Origin of the sequence: Hoeflea sp. TYP-13 (genome assembly GCF_040932035.1) — a bacterium.
In the GTDB taxonomy this organism is placed as follows: Bacteria; Pseudomonadota; Alphaproteobacteria; order Rhizobiales; family Rhizobiaceae; genus Hoeflea_A.
On the sequence record NZ_JBFRBB010000002.1, the window covers coordinates 254,167 to 272,932 of the forward strand.

The following is an 18,766-nucleotide window of genomic DNA, read 5'->3' on the forward strand; positions in this document are numbered from 1 at the left end:
CTTCGGGGCCTCCTAAGCCCGATAAATACTGCAGGCGTGGCCCACTAGCCAAACAATCACAAGTGATGCAAACGCCATTGCTTTCAATGTGAACGCAAAAAAGCCGATGGCGATATTCTCGCCACCGGCGCTTTTGCGGAAAGGCTGCCTGTTGGGGTAGGCAAAACCAAGGGCTGTGTGCTCACCGGTCAGTTTCGCGAAACACACCGCGTCCGCTTGAAATCCCAAATGCAACGTCCCCACGGATCATTCCGATGTCATGCAACTCGTAGTTCGACATCGCCATCAGCTGTTCATGTTCGCGGCGCGTCCGGCGTGCGGCACGTGCTCGTTCGGAAAAGGGATTTATTCGGTTAAAAGCAGCACTTGCGATAGCCTTGTAACCGGCACTGGCATGATCAACAGAGTGATCAATAATCATAGTCATAATTCGCTCCATCGGCTCATTGTCGCCAGAACATTTCCGATTATCGGTGCGTCCGCTGGCGAAGTTTTTCGATGGAACCAATCTAGAAGCCGGCCGTTTCAGTCGGATTTCAGAACGGCTGGTACAATGTTTCAGTTGTAACCGGGAAATTTCTTTACCCAAGTTATTTTATGAAATTAATTCAGCCTCTTAGGCAATATCAATGTGTGTCGGTGCAGACAGGTCGAAACAATTGATACGCTCAAAGCCATTTCGGCTTGATCGTGAAGATATAACCAGCCCCGTAAACCGTGCGGATCAATCGCGGCGATTTCGGATCGTCACGCAGTCTTCGCCGGAGCCGTGATATCCTCGCATCCATGCTGCGATCTTCCGGTTCGATGTCGCCGGGCGCATCAAGGTTGAAAAGCTGGGCCCGGCTGAGCACCCGGCCCGAGGCGCGCAGAAACGTTTCCAGCAACCGGGCCTCGGCAGAAGAAAGCGGCTGTACGCGACCCGCCGGATCTGTGATTTCGCAAGCCTGAAAATCAACACGCCAGCCTTCGAACTCCGCAACGCGACCACTGCCTCGAACATCTGACTTTCCGGAAACACGTCGCAGAACAGCCCGGACCCGCGCCACCAGTTCGCGCGGCTCGAAAGGTTTCGAGACGTAATCATCTGCACCCAGTTCCAGTCCGATTACCCGGTCGCTCGCCGCGTCCCTCGCCGAAACGACAATGACGGGAATATCGGTTTTCGACAGGTGCTCGCGCAACGTGTCGAGGCCATCACCATCAGGAAGCGTGAGATCGATCAGGCATATATCCGGTCGCCGGCGCTTCAACTCCCGGCGCAAATCGCCCTGCCGGGAGAAAGCGCCGGTGTCCATGCCATGTTCCCGCAAAGTGCGTACAATCAGACGAGCGATGTCGGGTTCGTCTTCAAGCACATAAACCAGAGGCCGGGTCATAATGCGCCTCCGCGCCGCACGCGTGCGATGGCGCTTTCAAGATCCTCATCGCTCACCGGCTTCTGCAGAACCTGCACGCCAACGGGAGCCGCCGCCTTCACCGGGCGCGCGCCGTGGCCCGTTATCAGGACAACGCCCAGTTTTGGAAAGTCCGCCGCTAGGGTTTCCGCAAACGCCAGACCGGACCGGCCAGTCAGGGCCACGTCGCTGATAACCATCCAGATGCCTTCAACGCCGGCAAGCAGTTGCTCTGCATCTTCGGCGCTCTCCGCCTCAAGGACGGCATGGCCTAGCGAGACCAATTGGCGACGCAACACACGCCGGACCTGCTTGTCGTCTTCGATCAGCAGAATCGGACCGTCGCGGGGTTCGGGCGGCGTGGCTGCCACGCTCCTGTCCGGAGCTCTTGATTGAGCCGGCTCGGCACGTGGCAACAACAGTGTAAACGCCGTCCCGCGCCCGGGGTGGCTGTGTACCTCGATGGCACCCTCGGATTGTTCGACAAACGCAAAGACCATTGCCAGCCCAAGGCCCGCACCGCGTTCAGGCCGGCCGGAATAGAACGGATCGAAAATGAGCCGTTGCTCCTCCGGGGCCATGCCGCGGCCGGTATCCTTTACTTTCAGCCTGCAAAACGATCCCGGCGAGAGCCTCAGGGCCTGAGCCTGTTCGGAGCCGAGAACCGCCTCGTCGCACGACAAGGTAATGCGCCCGGGGCCATCGAGGGCCGCGTTCGCATTGACCACAAGGTTGATCAGCGCCATTTCGAGTTGCCCGCGGTCTGCCTTAAGCCAGGGGTCACTGCCGTCGCCGCAAGAGCGCAACTCGGTGCTTTCCGGGAGAGAGGCCGTGAGGATTGCGATGACGTCCTCGATCGCATCGCGCGCCCGGATCGGACTCGCCCGATGAATCTGACGGCGGGTCAGGGTGAGCAGACGTTCAGTCAGCAGCGCGCCCCGCCGGGCGGCTCCAACCGCTGGATCCAGGTATTCTTTACTGAGTTCCCCGTCCTGCAGCCGGTCCTGAAGAGGCGAAAGATTGCCGAGAACAATAGTCAGCAGATTATTGAAATCGTGCGCGATCCCCGCAGCCATCCGGCCAAGCGCCTCCATCTTTTGCGCCTGCGCCAGTGTCCGGTCGGCAGCTTTTTGCCGCGTCAGATCGATGGAGAGCACATAAAAGCCGGAAACGGATCCTCCGCTGCCGAACTCCGGCCGAAGGAAAGTGCGGATATCCTTTCGGCGTCCGTCGGCGAGTTCGATCTCCAGATCGAAGTCTACAGATACGCCGCTCAACGCCTGAGTAAATCTCGCGCCGCTGGCCGCCATGACCGGCTGCGGAAGGATCTGATCCGCAGGCCGTCCGATGATGTCGCCTTCGCGCCAACCATAGGCCCTCGAAAACCGGGCGTTGGCGAAACGAAACACCAGATCTTTGTCGAGATGCGCGATACCGGCCTTGACTTCGTTTGCGATGATCCTCAGCCGGGTCTCGTTTTCCCGCAGGGCTTTGGTCCGCTCAGCTACGCGGTCTTCCAGCCAGGCCTCACGAAGCCGTTCTTCGGTCACGTCCGTATAGACCGTGACAAATCCGCCATCCGGCAGGGGCGAACCTTCCACATGCAGGATTGTGCCATCGGGCCGGGTCCGTTCGAAAGTGTGGGGCTCGAATTTCATGGCCTGTTCGACGCGCTGGCGCACAAGCGATTCGACATCGCCCGTGCCGTACTCCCCGCGCCGGGCGTTGTGGCGCATGAACGCTGCAAACTCTGTGCCGGGCTTTGAAAGTTCGGCAGGAAAGTCCAGCAATTCCAGAAACTTAGCGTTGCATGCGACAAGCCGCAGTTGATCGTCAAAGACCGTGATCCCCTGCCCGATATGTTCTATCGCGGCACGGACCGTATCGAGGTTGTGATTATTTGCAGCAGCGGGATTCATCTTGTGATCTGCGTGACTTCGGAATGAACATGCCATGGCGATGGCGCGTTTGGAAGTCGGCGTTACAATTCGATACATTTCATTCGAATTTCGACAACATGGCTCGGCCAGCCTGCTCCCGATACCAAAGGGAGGAGCCAGATGACGCAGGCGTCGTCGATATTCGATCGTGATCTTGACGCAAACAGCGCAAACTATGCGGCGCTCACACCCCTCGCATTCCTTGCGCGAAGCGCTGAGATTTATCCCGACCGCCTTGCCGTGGTGCACGGTACGGTCCGCAGGACCTGGGCCGAAACCTACGCGCGCGCCCGGCAGCTTGCCGGCGCACTTACCCAGCGCGGCATCGGCCCGGGCGATACCGTCGCTGTGATCGCCGCCAACATCCCAGAGATGTTCGAGGCACATTTTGGCGTGCCGATGATCGGCGCCGTTATCAATGCGGTCAACACGCGGCTCGATGCGGAGGCGATTGCGTTCATCCTCGATCACGGAGAGGCGAAGGCCGTATTGGTCGATCCGGAGTTTGCCGCCACCGTTCGTGCGGCGCTCGATCTGACACAGAATCCCGACCGTTTGGTCATCGATATCGAAGACGCGACCTTTGAGGGCGGTACGCGTGCCGGCACTCACACTTATGAAGAGTTTCTGGCGGAAGGTGACCCTGAGTTCGGCTGGGCGCCTCCAACGAATGAGTGGGATGCGATCACGCTCAACTATACATCCGGCACGACCGGCAACCCAAAAGGCGTTGTTTATCACCATCGCGGCGCGCACCTGAATGCGCTGGCCCAGATACAGAGCTGGGACATGCCCACCCACTCCACCTATCTGTGGACGCTGCCCATGTTCCATTGCAACGGCTGGTGCTTTCCCTGGGCGATGGCGGCGAATGCCGGCACATCCGTCTGCCTTCGCGCTGTCCGGCCCGAACCGATCTTCGATCTGATAGCCGCCGAGAGGGTCACCCATTTCTGCGGGGCGCCAATCGTCCTGAACCTTCTGGCGCAACACGCCCATCTCAAATGCTTCGAGCATGAAGTGAAGGTGATGACCGCAGGCGCCTCGCCGCCTGCCGCCGTGATCGAGGCGATGGAGGCTATGGGGATTGAAGTCACCCATGTCTACGGCCTGACGGAGGTGTACGGCCCGGCCGTCTATTGCGCCTGGAAATCGGATTGGGACAGCCTGCCCGCGGATCAGCGCGCAAGGCTCAAGGCCCGCCAGGGGGTCAAGAACCATGCCCTGTCCGAAATCATGGTCGCCGATCCTGCCACGCTGACGCCGGTGCCCCCGGACGGCCAGACGCTGGGCGAGATTTTCATGCGCGGCAACAATGTCATGCGCGGTTATCTGAAGAACCCGAAAGCCACCGCTGACGCCTTTCGCGGCGGCTGGTTCGCCTCCGGCGATCTGGGGGTGATGCACCCTGACGGCTATGTCGAGCTGAAGGACCGGTCCAAGGACATCATCATCTCGGGCGGCGAGAATATCTCGTCCGTTGAGGTCGAGGACGTGCTTTACCGGCACCCGGCAATCTCGGAAGCGGCCGTGGTCGCACGTCCGGATCCGAAATGGGGCGAAAGCCCTTGCGCCTTTGTTGATCTTCTGCCAGACGAGCAGGCAACGGAGGCCGGGATCATCGCCTTCTGCCGCGAGAATATGGCTCATTTCAAGGCACCGAAGACAGTGGTCTTCGGTCCCCTACCCAAGACGTCGACCGGCAAGATCCAAAAATTCGTTCTTCGTGAGCAGGCCGCGGCGCTGAGCAAGGAGGCGGGCTGACGGGGCGAAGGCGCGGCGGCACTCCCTCCGCCGCGCCGGCCCGGGCCGATAGCACGATGAAAAACACGCCCATTCTGCAAACCGACGCGCTGACCAAGGAATTTCGCGGCTTCACCGCCGTTGATGACGTAAACCTGAAAGTCGGGCGGCACTCGATCCACGCGCTGATCGGCCCCAACGGAGCCGGCAAAACAACCGTTTTCAATCTACTGACCAAATTCCTGCCGCCGACGCGCGGGCAGATACTGTTCAACGGCAATGACATCACCGGCCAAAAGCCCGTGCAGATAGCGCGGGCGGGCATAGTGCGTTCGTTTCAGATCTCAGCCGTATTTCCTCATCTGACCGCGCTTGAGAATGTGCGTGTTGCCCTTCAACGCAAGACCGGTGCGATCTGGCAGTTCTGGCGTGCCGAAAACACTTTAAACACGCTCAACCCGCGCGCCGAAGAGCTTCTGGCCAAGGTTGGGCTTGAGAACTTCTCTCACTCGCTTGTGGCGGACATGCCCTACGGGCGCAAACGTGCACTCGAAATTGCGACGACACTCGCGCTCGAGCCTGAACTGATGCTGCTCGACGAGCCGACACAGGGCATGGGGCGCGAAGATGTCGCGCGGATCACAGCGTTGATCCGCGAAGTGTCAGGGGGCCGCACCATTTTGATGGTCGAGCACAATCTCGGCGTGGTTGCCGAGTTGTGCGACCGGATCACCGTTCTACAGCGGGGCGCGATACTGACCGAGGGCAGCTATGAGGAGGTTTCCTGCGACCCGCGCGTCAAGGAAGCATATATGGGGAAGGCTGCATGAGCGGAACGGAAATTCTTCGTATCTCGGACCTGCATGCCTTTTACGGCGAAAGCCATGTGCTGCATGGAGTCGACCTGACCGTGCATGAAGGCGAGCTGGTCACACTTCTGGGGCGCAACGGTGCGGGGCGGACAACAACGCTCAAGTCAATCCTTGGCGTAGTGCCCCGGCGCACCGGATCAGTCATGCTGAAGGGGCGCGAGACGATCGGCGCCCAGCCCCACACCATCGCTCATCTTGGTGTGGGCTATTGCCCGGAAGAACGCGGCATCTTTGCCAGCCTCGATGTGGAAGAGAACCTCCTGCTGCCCCCGGTGGTCGGATCGGGCGGAATGTCGCTCGACGAGATCTACATCATGTTTCCCAATCTGGCCGAGCGCCGCCGCAGCCAGGGCACACGCCTTTCGGGAGGCGAACAGCAGATGCTTGCAATGGCCCGGATCTTGCGCACGGGCGCCGATATTCTGTTGCTCGACGAGATTACCGAAGGACTCGCCCCGGTCATAGTGGAGCGGTTGGACGACGTTCTCGGCCAGCTCAAGGCGCGGGGTTTCACAATCCTGCTGGTTGAGCAGAATTTCCATTTCGCGGCCGGGCTCGCGGATCGCCATTTCATCATGGATCACGGAAATCTCGCCGCCACGGTGGCGCGGGAGGAGGTCGAAACCTCGCAGGCGATCTTTGATGAATATCTGAGCGTTTGACGCTCGCCAACTCGGAGGAGACCAGACATGAAAATCATCAGGATCTTGGCCGCAGGCGTCTCTGCGCTTGCCATGACAATCGGGACCGCCCAGGCCGACATCAGCGACGGTGCCGTCAAGATCGGTGTCATGACCGATATGGCCGCCGTTTACGCGGACCTGGCTGGCCAGGGCGCCGTGATCGCGGCGCAGATGGCCGTGGAGGATTTTGGCGGCTCGGTGGCCGGCGCGCCGATCGAACTCGTGACCGCCGACCACCAGAACAAGGCGGACATTGCCGCCAACCTGGCGCGCGAATGGTTCGAGAACGACAAGGTGGATGCGCTTGCGGAACTGGTGACCACCTCGGTCGCGCTGGCGGTGTTTGAAGTCGCAAAACAGCAAAACAAGATCGCGCTTGTCTCAGGCGCTGCCTCATCACCCCTGACAAACGACAAATGCATCCCGACAGGCATCCACTACACCTACAACACCCGCGCATTGGCCGTTGGTACCGGTTCCGCCGTGGTGAAAGAGGGCGGCGATTCCTGGTATTTTCTGACCGCTGACTACGCCTTTGGCGAGGCGCTGCAACGCGACGTGGCAAACGTGGTCAAGGCCGAAGGCGGCGCAGTATTGGGCACGTCCAAGCACCCGTTTCCGTCTTCGGATTTCTCATCCTTTGTGCTTCAGGCACAGGCCTCGGGCGCCAAGGTTGTCGGTCTGGCAAACGCCGGTGCCGACACCACCAACGCGATCAAGGCGGCCAATGAGTTTGGCCTAGTGGCAGGCGGCCAGACCATCGCGGCGCTGTTGACCTTCATCACGGATGTACATGCGCTGGGGCTGGAAACCGCCCAGGGCATACAGTTGACCACCGGCTTCTACTGGGATCTGAACGACGAGACCCGTGCCTGGTCCAAACGCTTCAACGAGCGCGCCGGAGCTATGCCGACCATGGTGCAGGCGGGCGTCTATTCGTCTGTTACGCATTACCTCAAAGCCATCGAAGCAACCGGTTCCGACGACACCGATACCATACTGGCCTGGATGCGCGAAAATCCGGTCGATGATTTCTTCGCCAAGAACGGTGTGATCCGCAGCGACGGACGGATGGTGCACGACATGTATCTTGCCCGCGTGAAATCGCCGTCTGAGAGCAAGGGGGCCTGGGACTATTACGAGATCATCCGGACAATTCCGGGTGAAGAAGCCTATGGCCCGCTCTCCGAGAGCACGTGTCCCACAAAATAACGCCAAACAGGGCCCCGGTACCAGCCGGGGCCCAAAAAAGCGAGGCCGGATCATGCTTGCCGAACTTCTGGGATTTCCACCGCAAGTGCTCTTTGGACAGCTCCTATTGGGGCTGATCAACGGAGCCTTCTACGCGGTTTTATCACTCGGGCTGGCAGTGATCTTCGGCCTTTTGAACATCGTGAATTTCGCCCACGGCGCTCTTTATATGCTGGGCGCTTTCGCCAGCTATTTTCTGCTTGTAGTCCTGGGCATCGGATATTGGGGGGCGCTGATCCTCGCTCCGGTCATGGTGGGTTCGGCCGGCATACTGATTGAACGCTTCCTGCTGCGAAGGCTCTCGGGTATCGACCATCTTTATGGACTGCTGCTGACCTTCGGCCTTGCGATCGTGATCGAGGGCCTGTTCGTCAAGCTTTATGGCGCTTCAGGCATTCCTTATCCCACACCCGAAGCGCTAAAGGGCGGTGTCAATCTGGGGTTCATGTTCCTGCCGTGGTACCGTGGCTGGGTCGTGGTGGCTGCTCTCGCGGTCTGCCTGTTCACATGGTGGCTGTTCGAGCGCACCAGGATCGGAGCCTACCTGCGCGCCGGTACAGAAAATCCCAGGCTGTTGCAGGCGTTTGGCGTGAATGTCCCGCTGCTGACAACACTCGCCTATGGCTATGGTGTGGCGCTCGCCGGATTTGCCGGAGTTCTGGCTGCCCCGATCACCCAGGTAAATCCGCTGATGGGCTCAAACCTGATCATCGTCGTCTTTGCCGTCGTCGTCATCGGCGGCATGGGATCGATCATGGGTGCCGTCGTCACGGGAATCGCGATGGGCGTGATCGAGGGGCTGACCAAAGTGTTCTGGCCTGAAGCCTCGGCTACTGTGATATTCGCCGTCATGGCTGTTGTGTTGATACTGCGGCCCGCGGGCCTCTTCGGACGAACCGCATAAGGGAGCCGCACATGACCAGACCCATTGCAATCCTCATCGCGCTTGCCCTGCTGATCGCAGCCCCCTTCGCAATCTACCCGGTCTTCCTGATGAAGATCCTGTGCTTTGCGCTCTTTGCCTGCGCGTTCAATCTCATCCTCGGATATGGCGGTCTTCTGAGCTTTGGCCATGCGGCCTTTTTCGGCGGGGCGGCCTATGTCACAGGGCATGCGCTGACCGTTTGGGGCCTGCCGACGGAGCTCGGCATACTGGCCGGGACCGTAGCAGCCGGCGCCTTTGGCGCTGTAGTCGGTCAACTGGCGATAAGGCGGCAGGGCATCTATTTCGCCATGATTACGCTGGCCCTTGCACAGATGGCCTATTTCTTCTTCGTCTCCGCCGACTTCACCGGCGGCGAGAATGGGTTGCAGGGCGTGCCGCGCGGCTACGCGCTGGGCCTGTTCGACCTGACGGACAATCTGGCCATGTACTATTTCGTGCTGATTGTCTTCCTCACAGGCTTCGCGGTGATCGCCCGTACCGTGCATTCGCCCTTTGGTCAGGTGCTGCGCGCCATTCGCGACAACGAGGACCGCGCGGTCTCGCTCGGCTACGACGTGGAGCGGGCCAAACTGCTCGCCTTCACACTCTCGGCTACGATTGCGGGCCTCGCCGGTGCCACGAAAACGGTCGTCTTCCAGCTTGCCTCACTGACGGATGTCAACTGGCACATGTCCGGCGAGGTCGTGCTTATGACCCTCCTCGGCGGCGTTGGCACGCTTATCGGCCCGGCCTTTGGGGCAGGCGTAATCATATCATTGCAAAATCTCCTTGCGTCGGGCCCGCTCAGCGCCTGGGTGCCCGTGGTCATGGGTGCGATCTTCGTGCTTTGCGTACTGGCCTTCCGGCGCGGCATCGTCGGAGAATTCGCCGCAATGATGCGCCGATCCTTCTAAAGTCCGGAGGGAAACAAAGAAAGAGCATCGGATATCCCGTATTCACAGGTGTATGGGATTATGTCCTGAAAAAGTCTTTGGCTATGAAAAGACAATAAAATCAAAGCGTAAATAACTATTCGGGATGAGTTGAATGTCACCCCCACAATCCAGCGCGATTGGGAATTCCGGAAACAATAATAAATTCAAGCGCTTATAAAATTCACAATCTAAAATAACTCCCTGCGCTTCTCCAATCCCGGTCCGCAATAGCTTCCTGCCTCCCCGGGAATTCCCCTTCACCATTCATTCACCTTTGTCCGGCACATTCACAACACTTGCAGAACACAACTGGAACATATAGTGTATGTTCTGTATTTGTTTCTCCGATTCGGGAGCACTGCGATGCTGACGCGCAAACAACATGAACTTCTGCTTTTCATCCATGAACGCATGAAGGAAAGCGGTATTCCGCCGTCCTTCGACGAAATGAAGGAAGCGCTTGATCTCGCATCCAAATCCGGAATCCACCGGTTGATCACGGCACTGGAGGAACGCGGTTTCATCCGAAGGCTTCCCAACCGGGCAAGAGCGCTGGAAGTGCTGCGTCTTCCCGAAACGATGATCCCGGCATCGCAGCCGCGAAAAGGTTTTTCCCCGAGCGTTATTGAAGGCAGCCTCGGCAAACCGGCAACCGAATCGAAAGCCGCCCCCTCACCTGTCGATGACGGCGTCGAAGCCGCTGTCAGCGTTCCCGTCATGGGCCGCATTGCCGCGGGCGTTCCGATCTCGGCGATACAGAACATCACCCACAATATCAGCGTGCCGCCGGACATGCTTTCAAGTGGCGAACATTATGCGCTTGAGGTCAAGGGCGACTCGATGATCGAAGCCGGCATATTCGACGGCGACACGGTGGTGATCAAGAACGCCGCGACTGCCAATCCCGGTGAAATCGTCGTCGCTCTCGTTGATGATGAAGAGGCAACGCTCAAGCGTTTCCGCCGCAAGGGCGCATCGATAGCACTTGAAGCGGCAAACCCCGCCTACGAAACAAGGATTTTCGGCCCCGACCAGGTGAAGATCCAGGGTAAACTCGTTGGCCTGATCCGGCGCTATCATTGATTGCCAGTCGCGGAAACCGCTATTGGTCGCGCATCCACTTTGGCGGATTGTGATGGAATGATCGGCTGCGCCAGTCATAGAACCGCTGCTCAGTCCAGGGCCGGTTCGTGTGGCCGATGGCGGATCGAACGAGGAGTTCACCGGCTTTATTCGGCATCCCGATTTCGAGTGACCCGCTTTGCCGCAGCATTCTGCCTGTCACCAGCATTGCTCCTGAATAACAGCGTTCCATGGCGATTTTCTTGGCGGTGATTACGATGTCGGCGCTATCGCAGGCCGCTCCGATCGCTGCAAGGTCCTCGACAACGGCAACCCTTGTTCCGGCGGCGGTCACAGCTCCACAATAGGTGTCTTTTACGCAGACGAATGACGGCTTTTGGCCTCGCATGCTTTCAAATAGAGAAGGCAGATCGGTAGCGCTGACACCCGAATATGTCGGTGCGATATGCCCGTCCCTGACGATTGAACGCTGCCATTGTTCGAATATGAAGGTTGATGGCCGCCTCCGGTTCGTTGCAAGGCCATTTTCCGTGACCAGGGCGACGAGCCTGCCATCCTCGGAAACCAGCAAGTCCGGTTTCCGGTCGGGCTCGACCACCACAAAGGCAGCAATGGCAATTGCGCAGACGGCAAGACCAATCAGCCTTAGGCGCGTCTTTGCGAGCACGAAAACGAGAAAACCCGAAACAAGAGCGGAAAGAGCCAGCCAGTTCATCCGGCCGACAACAATGACGCCGCCGAGGCCCTCGACATAACGCGCTATCGCGATCACCGCATCAAGCCCCCAGCCCATCGCAACCAATGGCCAGTGCTCCAAACCGAGTGGCATGACGAGCAGCGAAATAAGCCCGGCAGGCATAACGACAAACGTCACGATGGGCATTGCCAAGAGGTTGGCTATGAGACCGAATGATGCAACCCGGTGAAAATGGTAGATGGCGAATGGCGCAGTCGCCAGGCCCGCGACCAGCGACGTCAGTGCAAGACCGGCGAAGAATACCAGCACGACCCGGAACAGCCCAGGCGCCGAATTACTTTCAAACAACCGACGTTCCGACCATCTGCGATCCCATAGCCCGTAGGTGGCGATGAGCGCCGCGGTTGCCGCAAAGGACATCTGGAACCCGGGTCCGACCACTGCTGACGGGGAAATCAAAATGATGATGATCGCAGCAATTGCAACATTGCGCATTGTCAGAGCCCGCCGATCCAGAAGCACGGCAACAAGAACGATTGCAAGCATGATCCAGGCGCGCTGTGTCGACACACTGCCACCCGAAATGAACAGGTAAAAGGTCGCGACAAGCAAGGCACCTGCTGCGGCAATCTTTTTGGCAGGAACCGCCTGGACGAGTGACGGAAAAAAACTGAAGCAGGCACGCATGAAAAAGAAGAATGTCCCGGCAACCAGCGCCATATGAAGTCCGGAAATCGCCAGGACATGCGCCAGACCACTGGCTCGAAGCGCTTCTACTGTTTCGGGGCTCATGGCGCGCCGTTCGGCAACGGTCAGCGCACTCGCAAATCCTCCGGTATCGCCTGGCAGGACAGCCCTAATACGCGCTGCAATGTCTTCACGAAGCTGCGCCAGCCAGATGCTCAAACGCCGGCTTGACGAAACCGTGCCGTCTTGCAAAGCGCTGTCAGCGACTATCGGGGCACCGTAAAAAAAACCGTATGCACCAATGCCCTTGAAATAGGCATTGAAGGAAAAATCATATTCTCCCGGCAGTGCGGGACCCGAGGGCGGCTGAAGGCGTGCAAGACCTTCGATCCCCACGCCGATTGCAACGGGCTCGTGTCTGCTTCGCGAGACGAGGCGTACACGCTCCGGAGGCCGCCTGATTTGCGGATCCCATGTCTTTTGAATGTCAACGGTGTAACGCCACCGGCCGGCATGGTCGATATCGCGGCCGACGACCGCGCCGCGCAGCCGGGTCGTGACTTCACTATCAAGCAATGTTGTCGGATTGCGGGAGGTCTCAAAGTCTGCTGCAAGCATTCCGGCAAGAAATCCGGCGATCATGATGAGCGTGAAACGCGCACGCCCATACCCAAAGGCGAGAAGCCACCCGACTAAAACAACAAACGGGACCGCAACAAACACAAGCGGTGGGCTTTCATTTGTGCTGAACCAGAAGGTTGCACCGAGAGCCATGGCCACAGGCAACCACAGAATCCCCTGTCCCTGGCCCGCCTCCTCGCGTATTGCGGATACAAAATTGCCAAATATTGCAACTCCGCGGTTACGAAGCCCCTCACTCGAATCCCTGCTCCCCCCTTCCGGGGACGGACCCGGGGTATGTCCCGCCCTCTCACCTGCCGGTATGCGGCGTTGTTTTTCGATTGTCTCTGTGCCGTCCATAAAACCGGTTTGCCGCCCCTTTTGCCGCAGCCTGTGATCCTACACGGCAATGCGAAAGCAGCAAGGCAACGCATCAAACCTTGCACTCCCACGGTTCTGTGTTACATGACGCGCCACGTTCCAGCACAATTCACGAAGATCGAGGAAGCTCCATGTCCGGAGAAATAGTCACCCGTTTCGCGCCATCGCCGACCGGCTTTCTGCATATCGGCGGCGCCCGGACCGCGCTGTTCAACTGGCTCTATGCCAAAAACCGGGGCGGCAAGATGCTGCTGCGCATCGAAGACACGGACAGAAGCCGCAACTCCGAGGAAGCCGTGTCAGCCATTCTCGATGGTCTGAAGTGGCTTGGCCTTTCCTGGGAAGGCGAACCGATCTCGCAATATGCCCGGGTCGACCGGCACCGGGAAATCGCCGAAGAACTCGTCAGAAAGGGCAACGCCTATTATTGCTATGCAACTCCTCAAGAGCTTGAGGAAATGCGCGAAAAGGCCCGGTCCGAGGGTCGTCCGCCGCGCTATGACGGCCGCTGGCGCGACCGCGATCCTTCTGAAGCGCCTGAAGGCGTCAAACCCGCGATACGCATCAAGGCGCCCAGAGAAGGTGCAACGGTCGTTGCCGACAAGGTGCAGGGTGATGTGACCTTTCCGAACGCCGATCTGGACGATTTCATCATCTTGCGCTCGGACGGGAACCCGACATACATGCTGGCCGTTGTCGTCGACGATCACGACATGGGCGTTACCGATATCATTCGCGGGGACGATCACCTGACAAACGCGGCACGCCAAACGATCATCTATCAGGCAATGGATTGGCCGGTTCCTAAAATGGCGCATATTCCGCTCATTCACGGTGCGGACGGCGCAAAGCTGTCAAAGCGTCACGGCGCACTTGGCGCGGAAGCCTATCGGGCCATGGGTTATCTACCCGAAGCACTGTGCAACTACCTCGTTCGCCTCGGCTGGAGCCATGGTGATGATGAAATTATTTCCATGCAGCAGATGATCGACTGGTTCGATATCGCCGACGTCAACAAGGGCGCTGCGCGCTTCGATATCAAGAAGCTGGAAGCAATCAACGGCCATTATATCCGCAATGGCAATGATGAGGACCTGGCTACGGCCTTGATCGCGGTCCTTCCGGAGATTGAAGGTGGCGAATTCCTTTCCGAGCGCATGACGGACGAAAACCGCAAACGGCTGGTAGTCTCCATGCCGGGTTTAAAGGAACGCGCCAAGACACTGGTCGACCTGGCCGATGGCGCCCGCTTCCTTTTTGTCGAGCGCCCGCTTCAGAACGAAGAAAAGGCCGAAAAAATCCTTGCGGAGGGCGGCCGCGACGTCTTGAAGAAATTATTGCCTCTTCTGGAAGCCGTATCCGACTGGCGGATCGACACCCTGGAAAAGGTCATTCGCGACTTCAGCGACGCCGAGGAGTTGAAGCTCGGCAAAGTGGCTCAACCACTGCGCGCCGCTCTGACTGGCCGCACAACATCGCCCGGTGTGTTTGACGTCATTGCAGTGCTCGGACGCGATGAGGCACTGGGTCGCATTGGCGATCAGTTGAATTGATCTGCCTTCAACACTGGAAAAAAGCCGGCCTGTGCGGTATTTAAGCACTCGCTGGCGGCCGGTGTAATTCACAAATGCGTACCGCTGCAGGCAATTGGGCCCATACCTGCCGGCCCGTTGCCCCTGGTACGTGTGCTGAATCTGCCACACATTGCAAATCGCAATTTTCGGCGATGGTCTCCCCATTGCCGCCATAGCCGACACGTTGCAGTGCACAATTACACCTTCGCATAGCTTGGCAGCGTCCGTTAAATCGGCTAGCAACGGCGCACAACATTCCAGTCGGACCTGGGAATGCCTCCTCAGGTCTTGTTTTGAACGATTTTATAAGGGGACCAATATGACGGAATCGAAGGCAAAGCTCTCTGTCGATGGCAAAGACATCGAACTGCAGGTGCGCGGCGGATCAGTTGGCCCAGACGTTGTCGACATTGCAAGCCTGTATAAAGAAACGGGCACCTTTACCTACGACCCCGGATTTACCTCTACGGCATCTTGCGAATCCAAAATCACTTATATCGACGGCGACGCCGGCGTTTTGCTGCATCGCGGTTATCCTATTGACCAGTTGGCAGAGCATGGGGACTTTCTCGAAGTCTGTTATCTGCTTTTATACGGTGAACTGCCCAACAAGTCGCAGAAGGCGGATTTTGACTACCGTGTTACGCGCCACACCATGATTCATGAGCAGATGTCGCGTTTCTTTACCGGCTTTCGCCGTGATGCCCACCCCATGGCAATCATGTGCGGCGTTGTCGGTGCACTTTCCGCGTTCTATCACGATTCCACCGATATCACGGATCCGCATCAGCGGATGGTGGCCAGCCTGCGCATGATCGCAAAAATGCCGACGATCGCGGCAATGGCCTTCAAATATCATATCGGTCAGCCGTTCATTTATCCGAAAAACGACCTCGATTACGCGTCGAACTTCCTTCACATGTGTTTTGCCGTCCCTTGCGAAGATTATGAAGTCAATCCGGTCCTGGCACGTGCAATGGACCGCATCTTCATTCTGCATGCCGATCACGAGCAAAATGCATCGACGTCGACGGTGCGGCTTGCCGGCTCCTCCGGCGCCAACCCGTTTGCATGCATAGCCGCCGGAATTGCCTGCCTGTGGGGGCCGGCCCATGGTGGCGCCAATGAAGCTGCTCTGAACATGCTTTCGGAAATCGGTTCGGTCGATCATATTCCCGAATACATTGCCCGCGCCAAGGACAAGGACGATCCCTTCCGTCTCATGGGCTTCGGGCACCGGGTTTACAAGAACTACGATCCGCGCGCCAAGATAATGCAGAAAACCACCCATGAGGTTCTGGCTGAACTCGGCATCAAGGACGATCCGCTGCTCGATGTGGCGATCGAGCTCGAGCGTATTGCGTTGACCGATGAATATTTCATCGAAAAGAAGCTCTATCCGAATATCGACTTCTATTCAGGCATCACGCTCAAGGCGCTCGGCTTCCCGACCACCATGTTCACCGTCTTGTTTGCACTCGCCCGCACGGTCGGCTGGATTGCCCAGTGGAAGGAGATGATCGAGGATCCGCATCAGAAGATCGGCCGTCCGCGCCAGCTCTATACGGGTGATACGGAACGCGACTATGTACCGATTTCGAGCCGCTCATAGCGAACAGTGAGATGATTGTTCGCATCTGTGCGAACTGGAGAAACAGCGCCCCTTGCCGCTAAACGCGGTCGGGGGCGTCATTTTGTGGTAAAAGCCCGGAAATGAACGCAATCCTGCCTGCATATAGCAACGAAATTATGCCATTTCTCTCGCAAAAAATGCTTGATTCTGGCAGACTTACGGCAACACGAATCACATAGGGAGCCCTGCCTGGCCCGATGGTGCAGACATGCTCCCCACCTGCAAATGAGGCCCCGCCTGCCCCATGGATGATACAAACGATCTTTTCTCCGGTATTGGTGCTGCGCCTGCAGAAGTCAGCACGTCGCATGACAAGGACCAGGGAAAGAAGAGAGCGCAGGCCGAACCGAAAAAGACAGGCAACCGCAAGGTGGCTCCACTGAAGAACGACACCGAAACCAGCTATTCAGCTGCCGATATCGAAGTCCTGGAAGGGCTCGAACCGGTCCGCCGCAGGCCCGGCATGTATATTGGCGGCACGGATGTTGGTGCGCTGCATCATCTGTTTGCCGAAGTCATCGACAACTCCATGGATGAGGCGGTCGCGGGACATGCCAATTTCATCGAGGTGGAGCTTGATGCCGAAGGCTATCTGAGTGTGACGGATAATGGCCGCGGTATTCCGATCGATCCGCACCCCAAATACAAGAACAAGTCCGCGCTCGAAGTCATCATGACCACGCTCCACGCCGGCGGCAAGTTTGATTCCAAGGTATATGAAACCTCGGGCGGCCTTCACGGCGTCGGTGTTTCCGTGGTCAATGCCCTGTCCGATCATCTCGAAGTGGAAGTAGCCCGCAACCGGCGTCTTTACCGGCAGAACTTTTCCCGCGGCGTGCCAAACGGCAAGCTTGAGGATCTCGGCGAGGTACACAATCGCCGCGGCACACGGGTGCGCTTTCATCCCGATGCCGAAATATTTGGCAAAAACGCGCATTTCGAGCCCGCTCGTCTTTTCAAAATGGCGCGTTCCAAAGCCTATCTCTTTGGCGGCGTGGAAATACGCTGGAGCTGCGATCCGTCTCTGCTTGGCGAAAAGAGCGAAACACCTGCAAAGGCCGTGTTTCATTTCCCTGGCGGTCTGAAGGACTATCTCGACGAGACGATCGGACCGGAGCACAAAGTTACTCGCGACATTTTCTTCGGCCGCTCTGAAAAGAAAGGCGGCCACGGTACCGTCGAATGGGCAGTCACCTGGTATACGGGCGACGCATTCGTAAACTCCTATTGCAATACCGTCCCAACACCCGAAGGCGGAACGCACGAAGCCGGTTTTCGTTTGGCTCTGACGCGCGGCCTCAAGGCCTATGCGGAACTCACCGGCAACAAGCGCGCTTCGATCATTACGACGGATGACGTGATGATTTCCATGGCGGGCATGCTCTCCGTTTTCGTTCGTGAGCCGGAATTTGTCGGCCAGACAAAGGACAAGCTGGCAACGGTCGAAGCGCAGCGCATCGTCGAAAATGCAGTTCGCGATCCCTTCGATCACTTCCTTGCCGATTCACCCCAGGAGGCCGCGAAGCTTCTCGAATGGGTGCTGGAACGCGCCGATGATCGCGTACGCCGGCGGAAGGAAAAGGAAGTCAGCCGCAAAAGCGCGGTTCGCAAACTGCGTCTGCCGGGAAAGCTCGCCGACTGTTCACAGAATTCTGCCGCCGGCGCTGAACTCTTCATCGTCGAGGGAGATTCGGCCGGAGGCTCAGCCAAACAGGCCAGGAACCGTTCCAATCAGGCAATCCTGCCGCTGCGCGGCAAGATACTGAACGTTGCAAGCGCCGGCCGCGACAAGCTCGGTGCCAATCAGCAGATTGCCGATCTCGTTCAGGCCCTAGGTTGCGGCACCAGAACCAAATACCGCGAAAACGACCTTCGCTACGATCGCGTGATTATCATGACCGACGCCGACGTTGACGGTGCCCACATCGCGTCCCTGCTGATCACGTTTTTCTACCAGGAAATGCCCGACCTCATTCGTGAGGGCCATCTTTACCTGGCCGTTCCCCCGCTCTACCGCATCACCCAGGGCAGCAAGACACTTTACGCCAGAGACGATCTGCACCGGGCCGAATTGCTGGAAACGGAATTCAAGGGCAAGGGCAAGATCGACATCGGCCGGTTCAAGGGGCTTGGCGAGATGCTACCGGCCCAGCTTAAAGAGACCACAATGCACCCCGATAAACGAACATTGCTGCGGGTGGAGATCGACGAGACCTCAGCGGACGTCACACGCAAAACCGTTGACAATCTGATGGGAACAAAAGCTGATGCCCGCTTCCAGTTCATTCAGGAGCGTGCCGAATTTGTCGAAGATCTGGATATCTGACCACTGGCGCCGCGGTTG

General features: G+C 58.2%; 14 protein-coding genes. 10 read left to right on the forward strand and 4 right to left on the reverse strand.

The window, feature by feature from the left end:
- Window positions 1–181: 181 nt before the first annotated feature.
- From ABVT35_RS11535 to ABVT35_RS11545, 3 genes are all read right to left on the reverse strand, one after another.
- On the reverse strand, window positions 182–589 hold the full coding sequence (locus tag ABVT35_RS11535) for a hypothetical protein (protein ID WP_368466579.1): 408 nt from the start codon (window positions 587–589) through the stop codon (window positions 182–184).
- Window positions 590–668: 79 nt separating this feature from the next.
- A complete protein-coding gene (locus ABVT35_RS11540) occupies window positions 669–1,379 on the reverse strand; it encodes a response regulator transcription factor (RefSeq protein WP_368466581.1) in 711 nt (236 codons plus the stop codon).
- Window positions 1,376–3,316 carry a PAS-domain containing protein gene (locus ABVT35_RS11545; RefSeq protein ID WP_368466583.1) on the reverse strand — a complete coding sequence of 647 codons (1,941 nt, stop codon included), beginning with the start codon at window positions 3,314–3,316 and terminating at the stop codon, window positions 1,376–1,378. The genes ABVT35_RS11540 and ABVT35_RS11545 overlap by 4 nt, the downstream gene beginning before the upstream one ends.
- Window positions 3,317–3,457: 141 nt before the next feature.
- Here ABVT35_RS11545 and ABVT35_RS11550 point away from each other — a divergent pair, with 141 nt between their 5' ends.
- The 7 genes from ABVT35_RS11550 to lexA all read left to right on the forward strand — a co-directional run bounded on the left by ABVT35_RS11550 (window position 3,458) and on the right by lexA (window position 10,829).
- A complete protein-coding gene (locus ABVT35_RS11550; protein ID WP_368466585.1) occupies window positions 3,458–5,101 on the forward strand; it encodes an acyl-CoA synthetase in 1,644 nt (547 codons plus the stop codon).
- Between the two features lie 56 nt (window positions 5,102–5,157).
- The gene (locus tag ABVT35_RS11555; RefSeq protein WP_368466587.1) at window positions 5,158–5,910 is read left to right on the forward strand and encodes an ABC transporter ATP-binding protein; all 753 of its coding nucleotides are present in this window, start codon (window positions 5,158–5,160) and stop codon (window positions 5,908–5,910) included.
- Window positions 5,907–6,614 (forward strand): ABC transporter ATP-binding protein, encoded by a 708-nt coding sequence (locus ABVT35_RS11560; protein ID WP_368466590.1) that lies wholly within the window; start codon window positions 5,907–5,909, stop codon window positions 6,612–6,614. The genes ABVT35_RS11555 and ABVT35_RS11560 overlap by 4 nt, the downstream gene beginning before the upstream one ends.
- Window positions 6,615–6,641: 27 nt before the next feature.
- Entirely contained in the window at window positions 6,642–7,847 is a 1,206-nt protein-coding gene (locus ABVT35_RS11565; RefSeq protein WP_368466592.1) for an ABC transporter substrate-binding protein, read from the forward strand.
- A 52-nt stretch (window positions 7,848–7,899) separates the two neighbouring features.
- Entirely contained in the window at window positions 7,900–8,790 is an 891-nt protein-coding gene (locus ABVT35_RS11570) for a branched-chain amino acid ABC transporter permease (RefSeq protein WP_368466594.1), read from the forward strand.
- Window positions 8,791–8,801: 11 nt separating this feature from the next.
- Window positions 8,802–9,725, forward strand: coding sequence for a branched-chain amino acid ABC transporter permease (locus tag ABVT35_RS11575; RefSeq protein ID WP_368466596.1), 924 nt, complete (start codon window positions 8,802–8,804; stop codon window positions 9,723–9,725).
- A 384-nt stretch (window positions 9,726–10,109) separates the two neighbouring features.
- Window positions 10,110–10,829 (forward strand): transcriptional repressor LexA, encoded by a 720-nt coding sequence (gene lexA, locus ABVT35_RS11580; RefSeq protein WP_368466598.1) that lies wholly within the window; start codon window positions 10,110–10,112, stop codon window positions 10,827–10,829.
- Between the two features lie 19 nt (window positions 10,830–10,848).
- Here the strand turns inward: lexA and ABVT35_RS11585 are convergent, their stop codons facing one another.
- Window positions 10,849–12,987 (reverse strand): ComEC/Rec2 family competence protein, encoded by a 2,139-nt coding sequence (locus ABVT35_RS11585; RefSeq protein ID WP_368466600.1) that lies wholly within the window; start codon window positions 12,985–12,987, stop codon window positions 10,849–10,851.
- Window positions 12,988–13,346: 359 nt separating this feature from the next.
- On the opposite strand from ABVT35_RS11585, the gene gltX reads away from it, so the two are divergent.
- The 3 genes from gltX (at window position 13,347) to parE (ending at window position 18,748) form a co-directional block, all read left to right on the forward strand.
- Complete coding sequence (gene gltX / locus ABVT35_RS11590) at window positions 13,347–14,768, forward strand: glutamate--tRNA ligase (protein WP_368466602.1); 1,422 nt, start codon at window positions 13,347–13,349, stop codon at window positions 14,766–14,768.
- Between the two features lie 340 nt (window positions 14,769–15,108).
- A complete protein-coding gene (gene gltA / locus ABVT35_RS11595; protein WP_368466604.1) occupies window positions 15,109–16,401 on the forward strand; it encodes a citrate synthase in 1,293 nt (430 codons plus the stop codon).
- A 265-nt stretch (window positions 16,402–16,666) separates the two neighbouring features.
- Entirely contained in the window at window positions 16,667–18,748 is a 2,082-nt protein-coding gene (gene parE, locus ABVT35_RS11600) for a DNA topoisomerase IV subunit B (RefSeq protein WP_368466606.1), read from the forward strand.
- Window positions 18,749–18,766 lie beyond the last annotated feature (18 nt).